The 15,905-nt window shown below is 71.0% G+C and carries 12 protein-coding genes and 1 pseudogene; 2 read left to right on the top strand and 11 right to left on the bottom strand.

Annotated features, from left to right (window positions below; all coding sequences use genetic code 11):
* The first annotated feature begins 185 nt into the window (after nucleotides 1-185).
* Nucleotides 186-1,280 carry a hypothetical protein gene (locus GVN67_RS14870; RefSeq protein WP_159997288.1) on the top strand — a complete coding sequence of 365 codons (1,095 nt, stop codon included), beginning with the start codon at nucleotides 186-188 and terminating at the stop codon, nucleotides 1,278-1,280.
* 104 nt (nucleotides 1,281-1,384) lie between these two features.
* On the opposite strand, the gene GVN67_RS14875 is transcribed toward GVN67_RS14870, so the two are convergent.
* From GVN67_RS14875 to rfbC, 6 genes are all read right to left on the bottom strand, one after another.
* A complete protein-coding gene (locus GVN67_RS14875; RefSeq protein ID WP_159997290.1) occupies nucleotides 1,385-4,906 on the bottom strand; it encodes a glycosyltransferase in 3,522 nt (1,173 codons plus the stop codon).
* 116 nt (nucleotides 4,907-5,022) lie between these two features.
* Nucleotides 5,023-6,327 (bottom strand): UDP-glucose/GDP-mannose dehydrogenase family protein, encoded by a 1,305-nt coding sequence (locus GVN67_RS14880; protein ID WP_159997292.1) that lies wholly within the window; start codon nucleotides 6,325-6,327, stop codon nucleotides 5,023-5,025.
* Nucleotides 6,324-7,235, bottom strand: coding sequence for a glucose-1-phosphate thymidylyltransferase RfbA (gene rfbA / locus GVN67_RS14885; RefSeq protein ID WP_159997294.1), 912 nt, complete (start codon nucleotides 7,233-7,235; stop codon nucleotides 6,324-6,326). The genes GVN67_RS14880 and rfbA overlap by 4 nt, the downstream gene beginning before the upstream one ends.
* The gene (gene rfbD / locus GVN67_RS14890; protein WP_159997296.1) at nucleotides 7,232-8,137 is read right to left on the bottom strand and encodes a dTDP-4-dehydrorhamnose reductase; all 906 of its coding nucleotides are present in this window, start codon (nucleotides 8,135-8,137) and stop codon (nucleotides 7,232-7,234) included. Before rfbD ends, rfbA begins: the two co-directional genes overlap by 4 nt.
* Nucleotides 8,137-9,210: a dTDP-glucose 4,6-dehydratase gene (rfbB, locus tag GVN67_RS14895; RefSeq protein ID WP_159997298.1), complete on the bottom strand. Its 1,074-nt coding sequence runs from the start codon at nucleotides 9,208-9,210 to the stop codon at nucleotides 8,137-8,139. The genes rfbD and rfbB overlap by 1 nt, the downstream gene beginning before the upstream one ends.
* A 27-nt stretch (nucleotides 9,211-9,237) precedes the next feature.
* Complete coding sequence (gene rfbC / locus GVN67_RS14900) at nucleotides 9,238-9,867, bottom strand: dTDP-4-dehydrorhamnose 3,5-epimerase (RefSeq protein WP_200845266.1); 630 nt, start codon at nucleotides 9,865-9,867, stop codon at nucleotides 9,238-9,240.
* Nucleotides 9,868-10,149: 282 nt separating this feature from the next.
* Here rfbC and GVN67_RS14905 point away from each other — a divergent pair, with 282 nt between their 5' ends.
* A complete protein-coding gene (locus tag GVN67_RS14905) occupies nucleotides 10,150-10,704 on the top strand; it encodes a hypothetical protein (RefSeq protein WP_159997300.1) in 555 nt (184 codons plus the stop codon).
* Here GVN67_RS14905 and GVN67_RS14910 read toward each other — a convergent pair.
* The 5 genes and pseudogenes from GVN67_RS14910 to GVN67_RS14930 all read right to left on the bottom strand — a co-directional run.
* The gene (locus GVN67_RS14910) at nucleotides 10,698-11,456 is read right to left on the bottom strand and encodes a flagellar basal body L-ring protein FlgH (RefSeq protein ID WP_159997302.1); all 759 of its coding nucleotides are present in this window, start codon (nucleotides 11,454-11,456) and stop codon (nucleotides 10,698-10,700) included. The two genes, GVN67_RS14905 and GVN67_RS14910, sit on opposite strands and share 7 nt — an antisense overlap.
* On the bottom strand, nucleotides 11,453-11,905 hold the full coding sequence (flgA, locus tag GVN67_RS14915; protein WP_159997304.1) for a flagellar basal body P-ring formation chaperone FlgA: 453 nt from the start codon (nucleotides 11,903-11,905) through the stop codon (nucleotides 11,453-11,455). The genes GVN67_RS14910 and flgA overlap by 4 nt, the downstream gene beginning before the upstream one ends.
* A gap of 8 nt (nucleotides 11,906-11,913) precedes the next feature.
* Nucleotides 11,914-12,696, bottom strand: coding sequence for a flagellar basal-body rod protein FlgG (flgG, locus tag GVN67_RS14920; protein WP_159997306.1), 783 nt, complete (start codon nucleotides 12,694-12,696; stop codon nucleotides 11,914-11,916).
* Between the two features lie 67 nt (nucleotides 12,697-12,763).
* Nucleotides 12,764-13,522, bottom strand: a complete 759-nt coding sequence (locus GVN67_RS14925) for a flagellar hook-basal body protein (protein WP_159997308.1) — start codon at nucleotides 13,520-13,522, stop codon at nucleotides 12,764-12,766.
* Between the two features lie 3 nt (nucleotides 13,523-13,525).
* Nucleotides 13,526-15,905 (bottom strand): annotated as a pseudogene (locus GVN67_RS14930) (hypothetical protein); the annotation flags it as partial.

The raw sequence follows: 15,905 nt of genomic DNA on the forward strand, positions 1-15,905 counted from the left end.
GGACGCTGCGACGAGATCGAAAAAACAGCGGGGGCTAGCAATCACGCGCGAGCGAGGTCCGCTTGAAAATGCTTCCGCTACGGATTTCCTGGAGAACTCAAGTCTATCCCCTCCTTGCCGCCTCCTGGCGTCGGGCACTATCCTGGCTTCTCTGGCGCCCGGCCAACCGTATGCTGGAGAGAAGCATGGTTTTTATTGTAAAAAGTGGTTGCGTCAGGGGTGACGATTTTCTTGTTGACGTTACTGGGCCGATCCAGGATCTGCAGCGCCTTATCCTGCGTTTCGAAGCGGGGCAAACGCGCTTCGACCTGCATGTCGATCTTGCCGAACCACCGGCCACCCTGAGAATCACGACCGGTGTGAACGGTGATGCAGGCGACGGCAGCCTGCACCTCGCTTTGCCCATCGAGCAGGTTCCTCAAGCATTTACAAAACTGTCGGTCCTGGTCCCGAGTGGCGAGAAGTATCGGAAAATTCCATCTGAGCCTGGAAGCTTCTTCCTGAAAAACCTCTACGCGGAAACGGCCGAGGAATTTGCCAGCCATTTCTACCGCAACCGGCATCGGGTGAAAGACAAGGAAACGCTCGCCTTTGCGGCGGAGCAGATCCTCCGCCATTACACCCTCGATCCCGCGCATCGCGCTGTCTGCCTGGTCATTTTCTGCTACCGCGCTATCGATTTCGCATCGCGGCCGATGGCGGAGCGTGCCCTTCGCTACGCGGAGACGATTGAAGCCGAGCTTCCGAAGCTGCCCGTCGATGGCAATGTCCGCAGCGACCGTCACCATCTGACCATGTCGGTCAATCTGGCGCTGTGGCATCTTCATCTCTTCATGGAAGACGGGACCGCGCTGCTGCGGCGCTTGCAGTCGGGATACAAGTACATGACGTCGGTCGAGGAACCCTGGGCGGTCATGGCTTTCAACAGCTGCCGCACCTGCCTGCTCCTGGGCTATTTTCTGGAGCGCATGGGCGATCCCGGCAAGGCGCGCGGCTTGTTCCGAAAGAACCTCGACTTCTACAAGAAGGCGATGCAGCGCGCCGAGCGCTTCTCGACGCATTTTCTTGAGATGGTGCAGGCGCACCATGCGGTCTATCTGTCGCTGCTATCGGTGGAAAAAATCCGCGATGGGGAAGGCCAGATCGACTTGGATACGTTGTTCGACGCTGTCTCGCGCACCAAGGATGGCGAGGTCGGCGACAGCATGAAGCAGAAGCTGGGTCGCCTGCTGGACGCCGCCCACGCGCCGCGGCCCAGCCTGGCAGGCGCGGAAGGCTGAGCTAGAGCGTGACGGCTTGAGGTGGAATCACCGAAAAGCCTGAATCACGCGATCGAACAAAACCCCAGAGCATGCTGTCTTCGTCTATCCGAAGACAGCATGCTCTAGCCGCTCACCCAGACCCGCATCCGCCGTGCGGCCGCCTCGGCTCGCGGCGTCGTCTCCGGCGCTTCCCCCGCACCGAACCGCGCCAGTTCCTGTTGGAAGGCGATCGGCATGGCGCCGAGGTCGAGCACCGGCAGCGGCCATGCGGCCTCGCCCGGCTGCGACAGCGCCAGCGCCGCGCGGGTTGTGCGCGGCCAGGCCTCGACCCGCCCGGGGGGCGGCGGTGTCGCGCTGCAGAACAGGCAGGCGAGACCCTGGGCCGCGGCATGGGCCAGCACCTGCTGCGCCAGCCCGCTGTCCAGCCGGTCGGCCAGCAGCACCAGCCCGGCGGTGCCTTCGGCCAGGGCGAGCTCGCTGTCCAGCGAGGCCACCGCGTGGAACAGCACCGGGGACGCCGCGATGTTGCGCAGCGCCGGCGGCAGCGGCCCGCGGCGGCCGCGCAGGTCCCACAGCAGCCAGGTCTGCGGCGGCCGATAGGGCTCGGCGAAGGCCAAGCGGCGATGCGCCACCTCGCGATAGAGCAGGTCGTAGTCGCGCGCCATGGCGCGGATGTTGCGGGCGCCGGCGGCCTCGCTGGCCTGCCAGGACCGCAATTCTTCCAGCCGCCGGTCGACGCCGGCCAGGTCAGCCGCCGCCGTCAGCACCGCTTCCAGCAAAGCGGAAGGCTCGCGCGTCTCGAACAGCCAGCCGCCGCCCTGGGCGCGGATGCGCTCGCCGACCGCGCCCAGGTCCAGCGCGAAGACCGGCAGCCCCGCCGCCCAGAGCTCTGTCAGCGTGTGGCAATAGGTCTCGGGCCAGATCGACAGCACGGCGCCGAACTGCACGTCGAGCGTCTCGACACGGTCCAAAAATTCGTCGCGGGCGTAGCGGCCGTGCAGCATCAGGCCGGGCGCCTCGCGCAGCGCGCCGGCATCGCCCAGGATATGGAACTCGAGGCGGCGGCCCTGGTCCAGCGCCACCATCGCCTCGATCAGCCTGGCGCCCTTGGCGGCCGAGATATTCCCCGGCACCAGGATCCGCGCCACGCCATCGGCCGGCGCCGCCGCGCGGGGGGCGGGGGCCAGGAAGCTTTCGAAGCTGCGGCCATGCGCCAGGACCCGGAAGTCGCGCTCGGCCAGCGCCGGATAGGAGGCCGTGATCACCTCCCGCGCATGGGCCGAGGTGGTGACGAAGGCGTCGCAGGCCGCCAGCGCCGGCCGGATCATCTCCCGCCAGCGATGGACGAAGTTGTTGCGCAGCGGCGGGACCTGGTCGGCCGGCCAGAGCTCGGCGCGGCATTCGGCCTCGCCCTGGGTGCAGACGCCGCCGCAATGGCGCATCTCGCCATCCAGCAGCTTGATGGTCGGGCAGACGATGTAGAAGTCGTGCAGCGACAGCACCACGGGGATGCCGAGCGCGCGCGCCACCTCCGGCAGGCCGAGGCCATGCCAGGCCAGGTGGCGGATATGCAGCAGCTCGATCGCGTGCAGCAGCAGCCATCCGGCGATGATGGCGTCGTATTGCGCGCTGCGGTGGACGGCCATCTGGATCGGCGCGTCCAGCGCGCGCTGCTCGACCGGCTGCAGGATGCCGTCGATCAGGCGCTGCAGGGTCAGCTGCTGGCCGTTGCAGACCAGCAGCCAGGGCTCGTAGCGATCCTCCAGCCCCAGCATCAGGTCCATGTTGGTCTGCGGCGTGCCGCCGGATTCCGTCGAGATGACGAACAGCACCCGCGGCCGCGGCGCCGTGGCGCCCTGGAAGGCCAGCCGCACCCGCCAGCGCATCGCCAGCTGCCGCGGATCCTTCTGGAAGACGCCGATCAGCGGCTTGTATTCGGGGAAGCGGGCGTCGAGCCGGGCGCGGCCCTCGCGCAGCAGATTGGTCCGCGCCGCGCCGAAGCTGGCCGATTGCCGGTGCAGGACGTAGGTGCGGTCGTCGACCACATGCTGCCAGCCGGCGCGCAGCGCCCGCATGCAGAGGTCGTTCTCCTCGCCATAGCCGCGCGGGAAGGCCTCGACATCGAGCACGCCGACCGCGTCCAGAGCGTCGCGCCGCAGAAACAGACAAAAACCGTGGCCGGTCGGCACTTCCGGATAGGCGGCGCGCGCCGCCTGGGTCACCAGCCGCCCGATATCCACGGTCGACAGCCCGCGCGGCAGGACATTCGCGCCCCCGAGCCTGGGCGCCGAGAAAGCGCCCGCATTGTCCGACAGCGGCGAGGCGCTGGCGGTGCGTGGGCTGGCATAGGCGGCGGCCGTCAGCCCTTCCAGCCAGCGCGGCGGCAGCAGCGTGTCGGAATTCAGCAGCACCACGTCGCGACGGCCCGCGGCCTCGATGCCGCGGTTGCAGGTGCCGGTGAAGCCGAGGTTCTTTTCATTCCGCAGCACGCGGATGTTGCGGCGGCCCTCATAGGGCGCCAGCACCTCGGCGACGCGGGGGTCGGGGCTGGCATCGTCAATCAGAAGCAGCTCGGCATCGCCGCCGGTCTCGGCGACCAGGGTTCTGAGGCAGGCGGCCAGGTCGTCCGGCGCGTTGTAGATGGGGATGACGATGGCGACCTGCGGCCGGCGGGTGGCGAGGCTTTGCCAGGGCCCTTCGGCGCGCCCGCGCGTGGCGGGCAGCGGCGGCAGCTCCAGCGGCTCGCCGGGCAGGGGGGAACGCTCGCCGGCGATGCGGGCGGTGACGGTCAGCGGGCCGCCATCGCGCGGCTGGCTGGCGATCGGGAAGACGAAGCCGCCCTGGCCGTTGGTGGTGCCGCGGTCCTGCAGGTCCTTGCGGTGCCGCGCCGCCGGGATGGTGTCGTAGATCACCCCGTCCAGCAGGATCTCGACCGCCGGCACCGCCCAGCGCGGCTCGCGGAAGGCGGCCCAGCCGCGCACCGCGCCCTCGTGGAAGGTCTCGAGCCGGCCGAGCGAGACCGGGGCGAAGCTCGCCTCCTTCTCGGCGACCTTCCTGCCGGAGCTCTCCAGCACCAGGCGCATCGCGGCGCCGGGCTTGAAGGGCTGCGCCTCGGCGACCGCGCGCGCCAGGGCGACGGCGGTGATGGCGAAGCCATGCGGCCGGTCGGGACGCGGCTGGCCGCCGGTCAGGTCGGGGCGGGTGATGGTCGGCGTCACGGCCAGGCGGGTGCCGTCGGGCAGGATGACCGCGGCCTCGCCGGTGCCGTGCCACAGCGCCGGGTCGATCAGCCAGCCGGAGATGCTGGCCTGGCCCACCGCCTCCAGCGCGCCCTGCGGCGCGAAGGGGGCCCAGCGATCGGCGGTGATCGCGACCTCGCCCTCGACGACCAGGCTGAGCGGCGCGGCGGGCGGCGTGGCGCCGGCCCAGGGGAAATCCTCGCGGAAGGCCAGGAAGCGCGGGCCCTCCTCCTTGTCCGGCAGGTCGCGGCGGGGAAACCAGTGGCCGATCGGAAAGCTGTCGGCGCCAGCCTGCAGCAGGATGCGCGCCGGCCAGTCGCGGTCGCGCGGCAGCGCCAGCCAGCCCGAGATCATCAGGAAGCCGCTGCCGAAAGCCATGCTGTCGATGGCCGCCTTGAAGGCCATGCCGCGTCCCTGCCGTTCTGGCCCGCCATTCACGTCCGTCGCGGCGGCCACCGGGCAGGACAGCCGCCGCGGCCCGGCCGGCCCTTATCGGGCCGCCCGGGCAAGCTGGGCACGCCTCAGGGGCGGCCGATCGAGGAATAGTCGAAGCCGGTCTCGCGCATCGCCTCGGGGTCCCAGACATTGCGCAGGTCACAGACGACCTTGCCCGTCATGGCGGCCTTGAGCTTCTCCGGCGACAGGGCGCGGAACTCGTTCCACTCGGTGATCAGCACCAGGGCCTCGGCACCGCGGGCGGCGTCCAGCGCGTTCTCGGCCCAATGCACGCCGGCCGGCAGCGACTGCTTGCCATGGGCGGGCTGCGGGTCATAGGCGCGCACCGTGGCGCCAGCGGCGATCAGCGCCGGCAGGATGACCAGCGACGGCGCGTCGCGCATGTCGTCGGTCTCCGGCTTGAAGGTCACGCCGAGCACGGCGATGGTCTTGCCGGCGACCGAGCCACCGCAGGCGGCGATGACGCGCTCGGCCATCTGTGCCTTGCGGGCCTCGTTGGCGGCGATGGTCTGCTCGACGATGGTCGCCGGCGCGCCCAGCTCCTGCGCGGTGCGGGCCAGGGCCAGCGTGTCCTTCGGGAAGCAGGAGCCGCCATAGCCGGGGCCGGCATGCAGGAATTTTCTTCCAATTCGCCCGTCGAGGCCCATGCCGCGGGCGACATCGTGGACGTTGGCGCCGGCCTTCTCGCAGAGATCGGCCATCTGGTTGATGAAGGTGATCTTCACCGCCAGGAAGGCGTTCGCCGCATACTTGATCAGCTCGGCGGTCTCGAGCGCGGTGGCCAGCACCGGCGTCTCGATCAGGTAGAGCGGGCGGTAGAGCTTCTTCAGCACGGTCAGCGCGCGCTCGGAATCGACGCCGACGACGACGCGATCAGGGCGCATGAAATCGCCGATCGCATTGCCTTCGCGCAGGAATTCCGGGTTCGAGGCGACCTCGATCGCCAGGTCCGGCCGCGCCTTGCGGACGATTTCCTTGACCTTGCGGCCAGTGCCGACGGGCACGGTCGACTTGGTGACGAGGACGATCGGCCCCTCGGCAGCGAGAGCGACCTGCTCGGCGGCGGCGAAGACGTAGGAAAGATCGGCATGCCCATCGCCGCGCCGGGTCGGGGTGCCGACGGCCAGAAAAACCGCCTCGGCGCCGCGGACGGCTTCCTTCAGGTCGGTGGTGAAGGTCAGCCGGCCCTCGGCCACGTTCTCGGCCACCAGCTTGTCGAGGCCGGGCTCATAGATGGGGATGCGGCCCTCGCGCAGCGCCTCGATCTTGCTGATCTCGGTGTCGACGACGCAGACATCGGTGCCGAACTCGGCGAAGCAGGCTCCGGAGACGAGGCCGACATAGCCGGCCCCGATCATGGCAATCTTCACGAGGCAGCTCCAGGCAGGCTCTTGGGATGGGGAACGCTCGACGGCTCATTGGCCAGGCGCAGCAGATGCTGGCCATAGGAGGTCTTGGCGAAGAGCTTGCCGCGAACGCGCAGCTGCTCGACGTCGATGAAGCCGTTGAGGAAGGCAATCTCTTCCAGGCAGGCGATCGGCAGGCCCTGGCGCTGCTGGATGGCGCGGACAAACTCGCCGGCATCGAGCAGCGAGTCATGCGTGCCGGTATCCAGCCAGGCATAGCCGCGGCCGAGCTGCTCGACCCGCAGCTTGCCGGCGGCCAGATAGGCCAGGTTGACGTCGGTGATCTCCAGCTCGCCGCGCGGCGAGGGCTTCACCTGCGCCGCGATGTCGACGACGCTGTTGTCGTAGAAATAGAGGCCGGTCACCGCCCAGTTGGAGCGCGGCTCGGCCGGCTTCTCGACGATGGACAGCGCCTTCCCCTCGGCGTCGAACTCCACCACGCCGTAGCGATGCGGGTCCTCGACATGATAGGCGAAGACGGTCGCGCCCTCGGGCCGGGCGCGCGCCGCCTGCATGATGTCGGACAGGTTGGCGCCGTAGAAGATGTTGTCGCCCAGCACCAGGGCCACCGAATCATCGCCGATGAAGTCGCGGCCGATCAGGAAGGCCTGGGCCAGGCCCTCGGGCTTCGGCTGCTCGGCATAGACGAAGGTGATGCCGTACTGGCTGCCGTCGCCCAGCAGCTTCTCATACATCGGCATGAATTCGGGCGAGGTGATGATCAGGATCTCGCGGATGCCGGCCAGCATCAGCACCGAGATCGGATAATAGACCATCGGCTTGTCATAGACCGGCAGCAGCTGCTTGTTCACCGCGAGGGTCGCGGGATGCAGCCGGGTGCCGGAACCGCCGGCCAGAACAATACCCTTCATCGAATGGTTTCCTGCAGCGGGGGGCCAATCAGCGTGGTCAAGGTCTCGTCCAGGCGGGCGCGCCAGTCGCCGGCGGGAATGCCGTGCACCGCCTGCAGATGGCCGCAGTCGAGCCGGCCATCGGCGGGGCGCATCGCCCGGGTCGGGTAGTCGGCGGTGCCGATCGCCTTGAGCGTGGGCACCTTGTGGCCGCGGGCCGCGGCGCCGGCGAAGATCGCCTCGGCGAAGCCGTGCCAGGTGGTGTGCGGCGCGCCGGTCAGGTGGAACAGGCCGAAGCGCGGGTCGCCGGCCTCGGCCTTCACCAGATGCGGCGCCATGACGCGGACCGCCTCGGCCAGGTCGGCGGCGAAGGTCGGCGCGCCATGCTGGTCGGCGACGACGCCCACCTCGTCGCGGGTCACGGCCAGCCGCAGCATGGTCTTGACGAAATTATTGCCGTCGGCCGAGCAGACCCAGGCGGTGCGCAGGATGACGCTGCGCGGATTGGCGGCCATGACGGCGCGCTCGCCCTGCAGCTTGGACAGGCCATAGACGCCCTGCGGCCCCGGCGCGTCGGTCTCGCGATAGGGCGCGCCGCCCAGGCCGGAGAAGACATAGTCGGTCGAGTAATGCACGAAGGGGGCGCCGATGGCGGCAGCCTCGGCGGCCAGCCAGGCCGCGCCGTCGCGGTTGACCGCGAAGGCGAGCGCAGTGTCGTCCTCGGCCTTGTCGACGGCGGTATAGGCGGCGGCGTTGATCACCAGCTCCGGCCGGGCGGCGGCGACGGCGGCGGCCAGGCTCTCGCGCGAGGTCAGGTCGAGCTCCGGCGGCTCGAGCGCGGTGATCGCATGCCCCTCTGGCTCGAGCGCGCGCAGCAGGGCGCAGGCGACCTGGCCGATGCGCCCGGCGATCAGGATGCGCATCAGCCGGCGGCCTTCGCGGCGGGCAGCAGGCCGAGGCGCTCGCCGCTATAGACGCGCTCGCGCAGCGGCTGCCACCACCAGTCATTCTCCAGATACCAGGCGATGGTCTTCTCGAGGCCGGTGCCGAAGGTCTCCGACGGCTCCCAGCCGAGCTCAGCCTTCAGCTTGCTGGCATCGATGGCATAGCGCGCGTCATGGCCGGGGCGGTCGGTGACGAAGCTGATCAGCCGGCGGCGCGGGCCGGCCGGGTCGGGGCGCAGCCGGTCCAGCGTGTCGCAGATGGCTTCCACCACCTCGATGTTCCGCCGCTCGGAATTGCCGCCGACATTGTAGGTCTGGCCCGGCTTGCCCCGCTGCAGCACGGCGATCAGCGCGGTGACATGGTCGTCGACGAAGAGCCAGTCGCGCACATTCTCGCCGCGGCCGTAGACCGGCAGCGGCTTGCCATCCAGCGCGTTCAGGATGGTCAGCGGGATCAGCTTCTCGGGGAAATGGTAGGGCCCGTAATTGTTCGAGCAGTTGGTCATCAGCGTCGGCAGGCCATAGGTCTCGTGCCAGGCGGCGACCAGATGGTCCGACCCCGCCTTGGTCGCCGAATAGGGCGAGCGCGGCGAATAGGGGGTGGTCTCGGTGAAATAGCCGGTGGCCCCAAGTGAGCCGAAGACCTCGTCTGTCGAGATATGCAGGAAGCGGAATTTTTCCTTCGCCGCCGCATCCAGGCCCAGCCAATAGGCCCGGGTGGCTTCCAGCAGCACGAAGGTGCCGACCAGGTTGGTCTGCACGAAGGGCGCGGCGCCGGCGATCGAGCGGTCGACATGGCTCTCGGCGGCCAGGTGCATCACCGCATCGGGGCGGAACTCGGCCATCGCTTTGGCCATCGCCTCGGCGTCGGCGATGTCGGCCTGCAGGAAGCCGAAGCCCGGCTTGCCCTCGCAGTCGCGCAAAGAACGACGCTCGCCGGCATAGGTGAGCTTGTCGACCACCAGCACCGCCTCGGCGACCTGGCTGAGGACCAGGCGACGGACCAGGGCCGAGCCGATGAAACCGGCGCCGCCGGTGACCAGGATGCGCATCAGAGGCGTCCTCTCAGAATGCTGACGTCAGAAGTAGTCGGGGAGGTCGCGCAGCTTCGGCTGGCGGGAATCCTTGTCGGAGAGGACCGGGCCGCCCTCGGGCAGGGTCCAGGCGATGCCGACATCGGGGTCGTCCCAGGCCAGGCCCTTGTCGCAGGCCGGCGCGTAATAGCCGCTGACCTTGTAGGCGACGGCGCAATCCGGCTCGAGGGTGCAGAAGCCATGCGCGAAGCCGACCGGGACATAGAGCTGGTTGCCGGCCTCGGCCGAGAGCTCGACGGCGACATACTGGCCATAGGTGGGCGAGGCGCGGCGCAGGTCGACGGCGACATCCAGCACCCGGCCGGCCAGCGCGCGGACCAGCTTGGCCTGCGGCTCGGGCTGCGACTGGAAATGCAGGCCGCGCAGCGTGCCGGCCGGCTGCGAGACCGAGAAATTATCCTGCACGAAGTCGATCTCCAGGCCGCAGGCGGCGAAATCGCGCGCGCTGTAGGTCTCGGAGAAGACGCCGCGGGCATCGCCGAAGCGACGGGTCTCGACCAGGATCGGGCCGTCCATCGTGAAGCTGGCCAGGGTGAAATTGCGCGAGCTGCGCACCTCGCGCAACTCGCCCTGCCGAATGGCGGCCAGGGCACGATCGGACAAAGCGGACGACATGAAGGGGCCCTTAAGCTCGATTGCTGCAATGCAGCACAACACTGCGCTGCAAATCAATTGCCTAGCATATGATTTTCACGCGCACGACCCGAGCGTCGGGCCAAAACTGGACTTTCCGTTAAGCATTGAGTTCTCGTTAGGATTTACCCCGGCGCGTCGCAATTGGCAAAGCCCTCTCTCATTCTTCACGGGATTGCTCACGAATTCGCGAGTTCGCCTGTTTGGTTTGCGCGGCGCGCAAAGCCATGGCGCCGTGGCCTGACCGGCCGCTATGCTTTCGAGATGGCAATGACCCAGGACCAGGGCCGCTTCACCCGCCAGCCGGTGGCAGGGGGCCTGCGCATCATCGTCCATCCGGCGCGGCCGGCACCGGCCTTCCTGGCGGCGGCAGGCCTGCTTGGCCTGCTCTTCGGCCTGCCGGCCATTGCCGTGCTGATCGATCCCGGCCGGCATGACCCGGTCGGGCTGGCCTCGGCGCTGGCAGGGTTTTCCGTGGTGGCGATGGCCGCGCTGGCCTGGCGGCGGGCGCGGCGGGGGCGGGGGCCGCGGCCCTTGCTGCTCGATGCGGCGGGGCTGACCCTGCCGGAGCGCCACCTGCCCTGGGCCGAGCTGCGCGCGCTGACCTTGCGGCAGCCCGGGCCCGGACTGCAGGCGGCGACCACCGCGGGCCTGCATGTCCTGGCCGCCCGCATCGCCGCCCGCCAGCACGCGGCCGAGACCGCGCTGCTGGCCGAGACCACCGGCGAGGGCGCGCCGCTGCTGGTCGCCGGCGGGTTGGGGCCGGCCGTCGCGGCGGCCTTGCGCGACGCAGTCCTGGCCGCCCGCCCGGCTCAGTAGGGCAGCACGCGCTCCATGATCTGCTGGCCCCAGCGCGGCCGCTGCAGGTCGCTGGAGACGCCGCGGCCGCCATAGGCGATGCGCGCCTCGGCGATCTTCTCCGAGGCGATGCGGTTGTTGGGGCGGATATCCTCCGGCCGGATCAGCCCGCGCAGCTGCAGCTCGCGCAGCTCGTTGTTGACGCGGATCTCCTGCGAGCCGGCGATCTCCAGGTTGCCGCTGGGCAGCACGCGGACCACGGTCGCCGCCAGCTGCAGCCGGATCTTCTCGTTGCGGCGGATCTTGCCGGTGCCGTCGGAGGTGCTGTCGCCGCCGAGGCTGACCGCCGGCGCGGTCTGCCCGCCGAAGATGCGGCCGAAGATGCCCTGCAGCCCGAAGAGGAAGGGCATGTTCAGCGTCTGCTCGGCCTTGTGCTCCAGCTCGGTCTTGTTGTCGAACTGGGCGCTGTCGTCGATCTCGATCTCGACGGTCAGCAGGTCGCCGACGACGCGGGCGCGCTGGTCGCGGAAGAAGCTGCGCGAGCCGGCGCGCCACAGCGAGCCCTGCAGCGTCGGCCCGGTGCCGGCCAGCCGCGGGCGGTTCGACACCTCGATCGGCGTGTCGCCCTCGGCGATCGGCGGGATGCTCTCGATGGCGCCGGGGGCCGAGATCGGCGGCGGCTTCTGCAGGTGGCCGAAGCTGTCGCAGCCGGCGAGGCCGAGGCCGGCCAGGGCCAGCCCCAGGGGCGCCAGCGGGCGGGCGCGCCGCGTCATGGCGCGCCCCCGCGCACCTCGGCGGTGCCGAGAGCCACCACCTGGGCGCGGATGGTGCGGCCGCTGCGCGGGTTGTGGACGCGGATCTCCTCGCCCAGCGCCCCGGATTCCATGGCGCGCCCCTCCATCTCCAGGGTGACGCCGGCGCGCTTCCAGAAGACGCGGATCATCTGGGTGGAGCGCACCACGGAAGGCTCGCCGACATCGCGCTCGGTCAGCACGGCGGTCGCGCGCACCCGGCGCTTGACCTCGAGCCCCACCAGGTTGCGGGCGGCCTCGATCAGCCCGGGCATCGGCCGGCGCGGCGCCATCGCCTCGATATCCTGGCTGGTCAGGATGTCGCCGGGGCTCAGCGTCCGCGCCGCGTGCCAGACCTCGGCGGCCGCGGCCGGCAGGGCCGCCAGCAGCAGCAGCGACAGCGCGAGCAGCGGGGGCAGGGGAGAGAGCATCGGCTGCCTCACCGCACGTTGTTGGTGGTCTGCAGCATCTGGTCGGTCGCCTCGATGACCTTGGAGTTCATCTCGTAGGCGCGCTGGGCGGCGATCAGCTGGGTGATCTCCTGCACCACGTTCACGTTGGAGGCCTCGAGGTAGTACTGGCGGACCTTGGCGTAGCCGGGGTCGGTCGGCAGGCCCTGGTTCGGCTGGCCGGAGGCCTCGGTCTCCAGGAACTTGTTGCCGCCGATCGCCTCGAGCCCGGCCTCGTTGGGGAAGGTGAAGAGCTCCAGCCTGCCGACATTCTGCTGCTGGCCATTGGCCTGGGTGACCAGCACCTCGCCGGCCTGGTTGATGGTGACGTCGCGCACCTCGATCGGGATATTGATCGCCGGCTGCACCGGATAGCCGTCGCTGGTGACGATCTGGCCCTGGTTCGACAGCTTGAAGGTGCCGTCGCGGGTATAGGCGACGGTGCCGTCCGGCAGGTTGATGCCGAAATAGCCGCGGCCCTCCAGCGCCACGTCATAGACATTGCCGGTCTCCTGCAGCGTGCCCTGCAGGGTGATGCGGTTGATCGCCGAGCTGCGCACGCCGAGGCCCACCTGGGTGCCCACCGGCAGCAGCGTCCCGGCCTCGGAGGAGGAGGAGCCGACGCGCTCGGAGCTCTGGTAGAGCAGGTCCTGGAACTCCGCCTTGCGCCGGGTGAAGGCGGTGGTGGAGACGTTGGCGATATTGTGGGCGATGACCTCGACATTGGTCTGCTGGGCCTGCATGCCGGTGGCCGCGATGTTCATGGCGCGCATCGTTTTTCGCTTCCCTTGGCCGGCGCCGGGGCGCCGCTGGCCTCGATTCAGGTGGGGGGAGGGGCGGTCAGTTCGGCCGGCCCAGCATCTCGATCATCCGCCGCGTCCGCTGGTCGTCATCGGCGATGACCCGCTGCATGTTCTCGTAGGCGCGCTGCACCAGGGTCAGGTTGGCCAGCTCCTGCACCGGCTGGATGCTCGACGCCTCCAGCGCGCCCTGCACCATCCGCGTCCGCACCCCCGGCTGGGTCGGGTCGACCGGCTGCACCTGGTTGGCGGGGATGTCCATCAGCCCGTCGCCGGCCTTGCGCACGCCGCGCAGGTCGCTGGCGGTGAACAGGCCAATGCGGCCGACCTGCTCGACCCGGCCCTCGACGGTGGCCAGCACATTGCCGTCGGCGCGGATCTCGAGGGCGGTGAAGCGCTCGGGCAGCAGGATGCGGCCGCCCTCGCCGGCGACGGCGCGGCCGCTGCTGTCGACCAGCGCGCCATCGGCGCCGAGCTTGAAGCGCCCGTCGCGGCTGTAGCCGCGCCCGGCATTGCCCGGCCGCTCGACGGCGAAGAAGCCGGCGCCGTCGATCGCCAGGTCCAGCGGATTGCCGGTGGCCCCGATCTCGCCCTGGCGGCTGTCGATATAGGTGGCGCGGTCCTGCACGAAGGCGATCTCGCGCCCCGGCACGGCGAGCCGGTTCACATGGCTCTGGAACAGCGTGCGGTCGCCGCGATAGCCGGTGCTGGTGGCGTTCGCCAGGTTGTTGGCCACCACCTCCATCTGCTGGCGCAGCGCCATCTGGCCGGAGAGGCTGATGATGCTCGGACTGTCCATGCTTCAATTCCTCCCGGGGGGCGCCGCGGCGGTGGCCGGCGGCGCGGGCAGCACCTGCTCGATCTGGCGGCTGCGGTTGATCGCCTGGCGCGCCGCGGCGACGCCGCGCGGCGCCGGGGGTGCTGCCTCCGACAGCCGCAGCAGGGCGGCGGCGCTGCTCTCCGGCGCCAGCAGCTCGCCGGGCAGGGCGACGCGCTGGCGGGCGAGGGCGGCGGCGCTGGCCAGCCGCGCCGTCGCCTCCGACCGGGTCGCGGGGTCGAGCGCGGGCTCACGCAGCAGCTCGGCATAGGCGGTCGCCGCCTCGCCCCAGCCCTGGCCCTGGAACAGCAGCGCGGCGCGCGCCTGGCGATCGGCAAGCTCGTCCAGCCCGGCCAGCGCCTGCGCCCCCTCCAGCGGCTTGCCCAGCCGCGACAGGGCCAGCGCCGCGATGCGCCGGGCGGCGGCCGATTCCGGCAAAGGCTGCAGCAGCGCCATGGCGCGCAGCGGGTCGCCCTGCTCGGCCAGCGCCTCGGCGCGGGCCTGCAGCAGCGCGCCGTCGGGCTGGGCGATGGTGGCGGCGGCGAGCTGCCGGCTGGCCTCCAGCGCCGCATCCGGCAGGCCCTGGTCCAGCATCAGCCGCGCGGCGCCCAGGCGGATGTCGTCGCCGCGCTCGCCGGGCGTCGCATAGCCCTCGTATTGCCAGTAGAGCGCCAGCCGCTCGCCGGCCGGCGGCAGGGTCAGGCCGCGTGCATCGACCAGCAGCAGCCGCAGCGCCTGCGCCGCCAGCCGGGCGGCGCGGCTTTCCATGCTGGGCCGGGCCGAGGCCTGGCTGGCCTCGTCGGCGACGCGCAGCGCAGCGCCCAGATCGCCGCGCTCCAGCAGGCGCTGGGCGTAGAGGATGGCGGATTCCTCGCCCAGCGGGTCGTGCCGGTAGGTGCGGGCGAAGTCGATCAGCTCCTGCTCGGCGCGCTGCCCCTCGGCGTCGTGCCGCGTCAGGTTCAGCGCGGCCAGCCGCGCCCGGGCATAGAGCGCGGCGACGCTGCGGCCGCGCGCGGCGCGGTCCAGATACATCATCTCGTCGGCGCGGTTGCCCTCCAGCCGGGCCTGGCGCGACAGCAGCCAGTTGCGCACCACCTGCTGGTCGGGGCGCAGCTCGGTCATGGTGCGGACAGCCGCCACCAGCACGCGCAGCGTCTCGACATCCTCCTCCACCGCATCCGACAGGACATGGGCGAAGGCCAGCCGCAGGTCGGGCGGGATGTCGCGCAGCAAGGCACGGATCTGCGGCGCCTGGCGGGCCAGCGCCGGCGCGTCGCCGGTCAGCGCCGCCGCCAGGCCGCGCCACAGCGGCAGGTCGGGGCGGGCGCAGTCGGCGGCCTCGGCCAGCAGGGCTGAATTCGGGTCGATGCGCTGCCGCGCCAGGATGCGGGCGATGTCGCGGGCGCGTTCCAGCCGGGCGCGCAGCTCCGGCGGCGCGCTTTCGGCGACCGGGGCGGACAGCACGTCCAGCGCCTCCCGCGGCATTTCATGGATGGCGTGGAACTCGGCCAGCGCCGCCATCTCGGCCAGGCCCTGGTCGGACAGCGCCAGGGCGCCGCGCCGCGCCACCAGCTCGTCCAGATAGGGCTGCCGCCCGGCCCAGTCGCGGAAGCTGAAGGGCGGGTTCAGGCAGGGCGGCTTCGGCGCCGCCTCGGCGCCCGGGCCGAAGCGCGGATTGGGCAGCGGCTGGCCCGTCGCCGCGGCCGGCGGCGTGGCGCTGTTCTGGCCGGAGCCGCCCGGAGCGTTGCCGCCACCCTGGCCCGCCCCCTGGCTTGACCCCTGGCCCGGCGGCCGCGGCATCGGCGCCGCGTTCAGCAGGTTCAGCTTCCCCAGGATGCTCTCGCGCAGGCCGGTCAGGTCCTCGGCGGCGGGGGGCTCGGCATGGCCACGGCGGCCGCGGGGCGGCGTCGCCGCGGCAGGCGGCGCGGCGGATGGCGCGGCGTTGGCCTCGCGCGGCGGGACAGCGCCGGCCGGGGCTTGGCGGGCCGGGCCCCGGCGCAGGTCGACATACAGAAGGCCGCCGGTGCTGCCGAGCTCGGCGGCGCAATCGGCGCAGCTCGGCCGCAGCAGCAGCACCGTCTCCTCGCCTTCCTGGCGGATCTCGGCGCCGGTCAGCTCGCGCAGCCGGCGCAGGCCGGACAGGTCGAGCTGCAGCCGGCCCTGCAGCCGCAGCTCCTGCCCCGCCGGGGTGGCGCGCAGGCTGTGCGGCGGGATGCTGCCGAGGTCGAGCACCACCCGGCCGCGATCGGCGTGCTGGCCGCTGCGCACCCGCACGCTGCGCCCGGCCGCGGGCGGCGCGGGGGCGGCCAGGGCGGTGGCCGTCGGCGCCAACGGCGCCGGGGCCGCAGGCGCCGCGGCGGTGGGG

The organism is Roseomonas sp. 18066, assembly GCF_902706185.1.
In the GTDB taxonomy this organism is placed as follows: Bacteria; Pseudomonadota; Alphaproteobacteria; order Acetobacterales; family Acetobacteraceae; genus Pseudoroseomonas.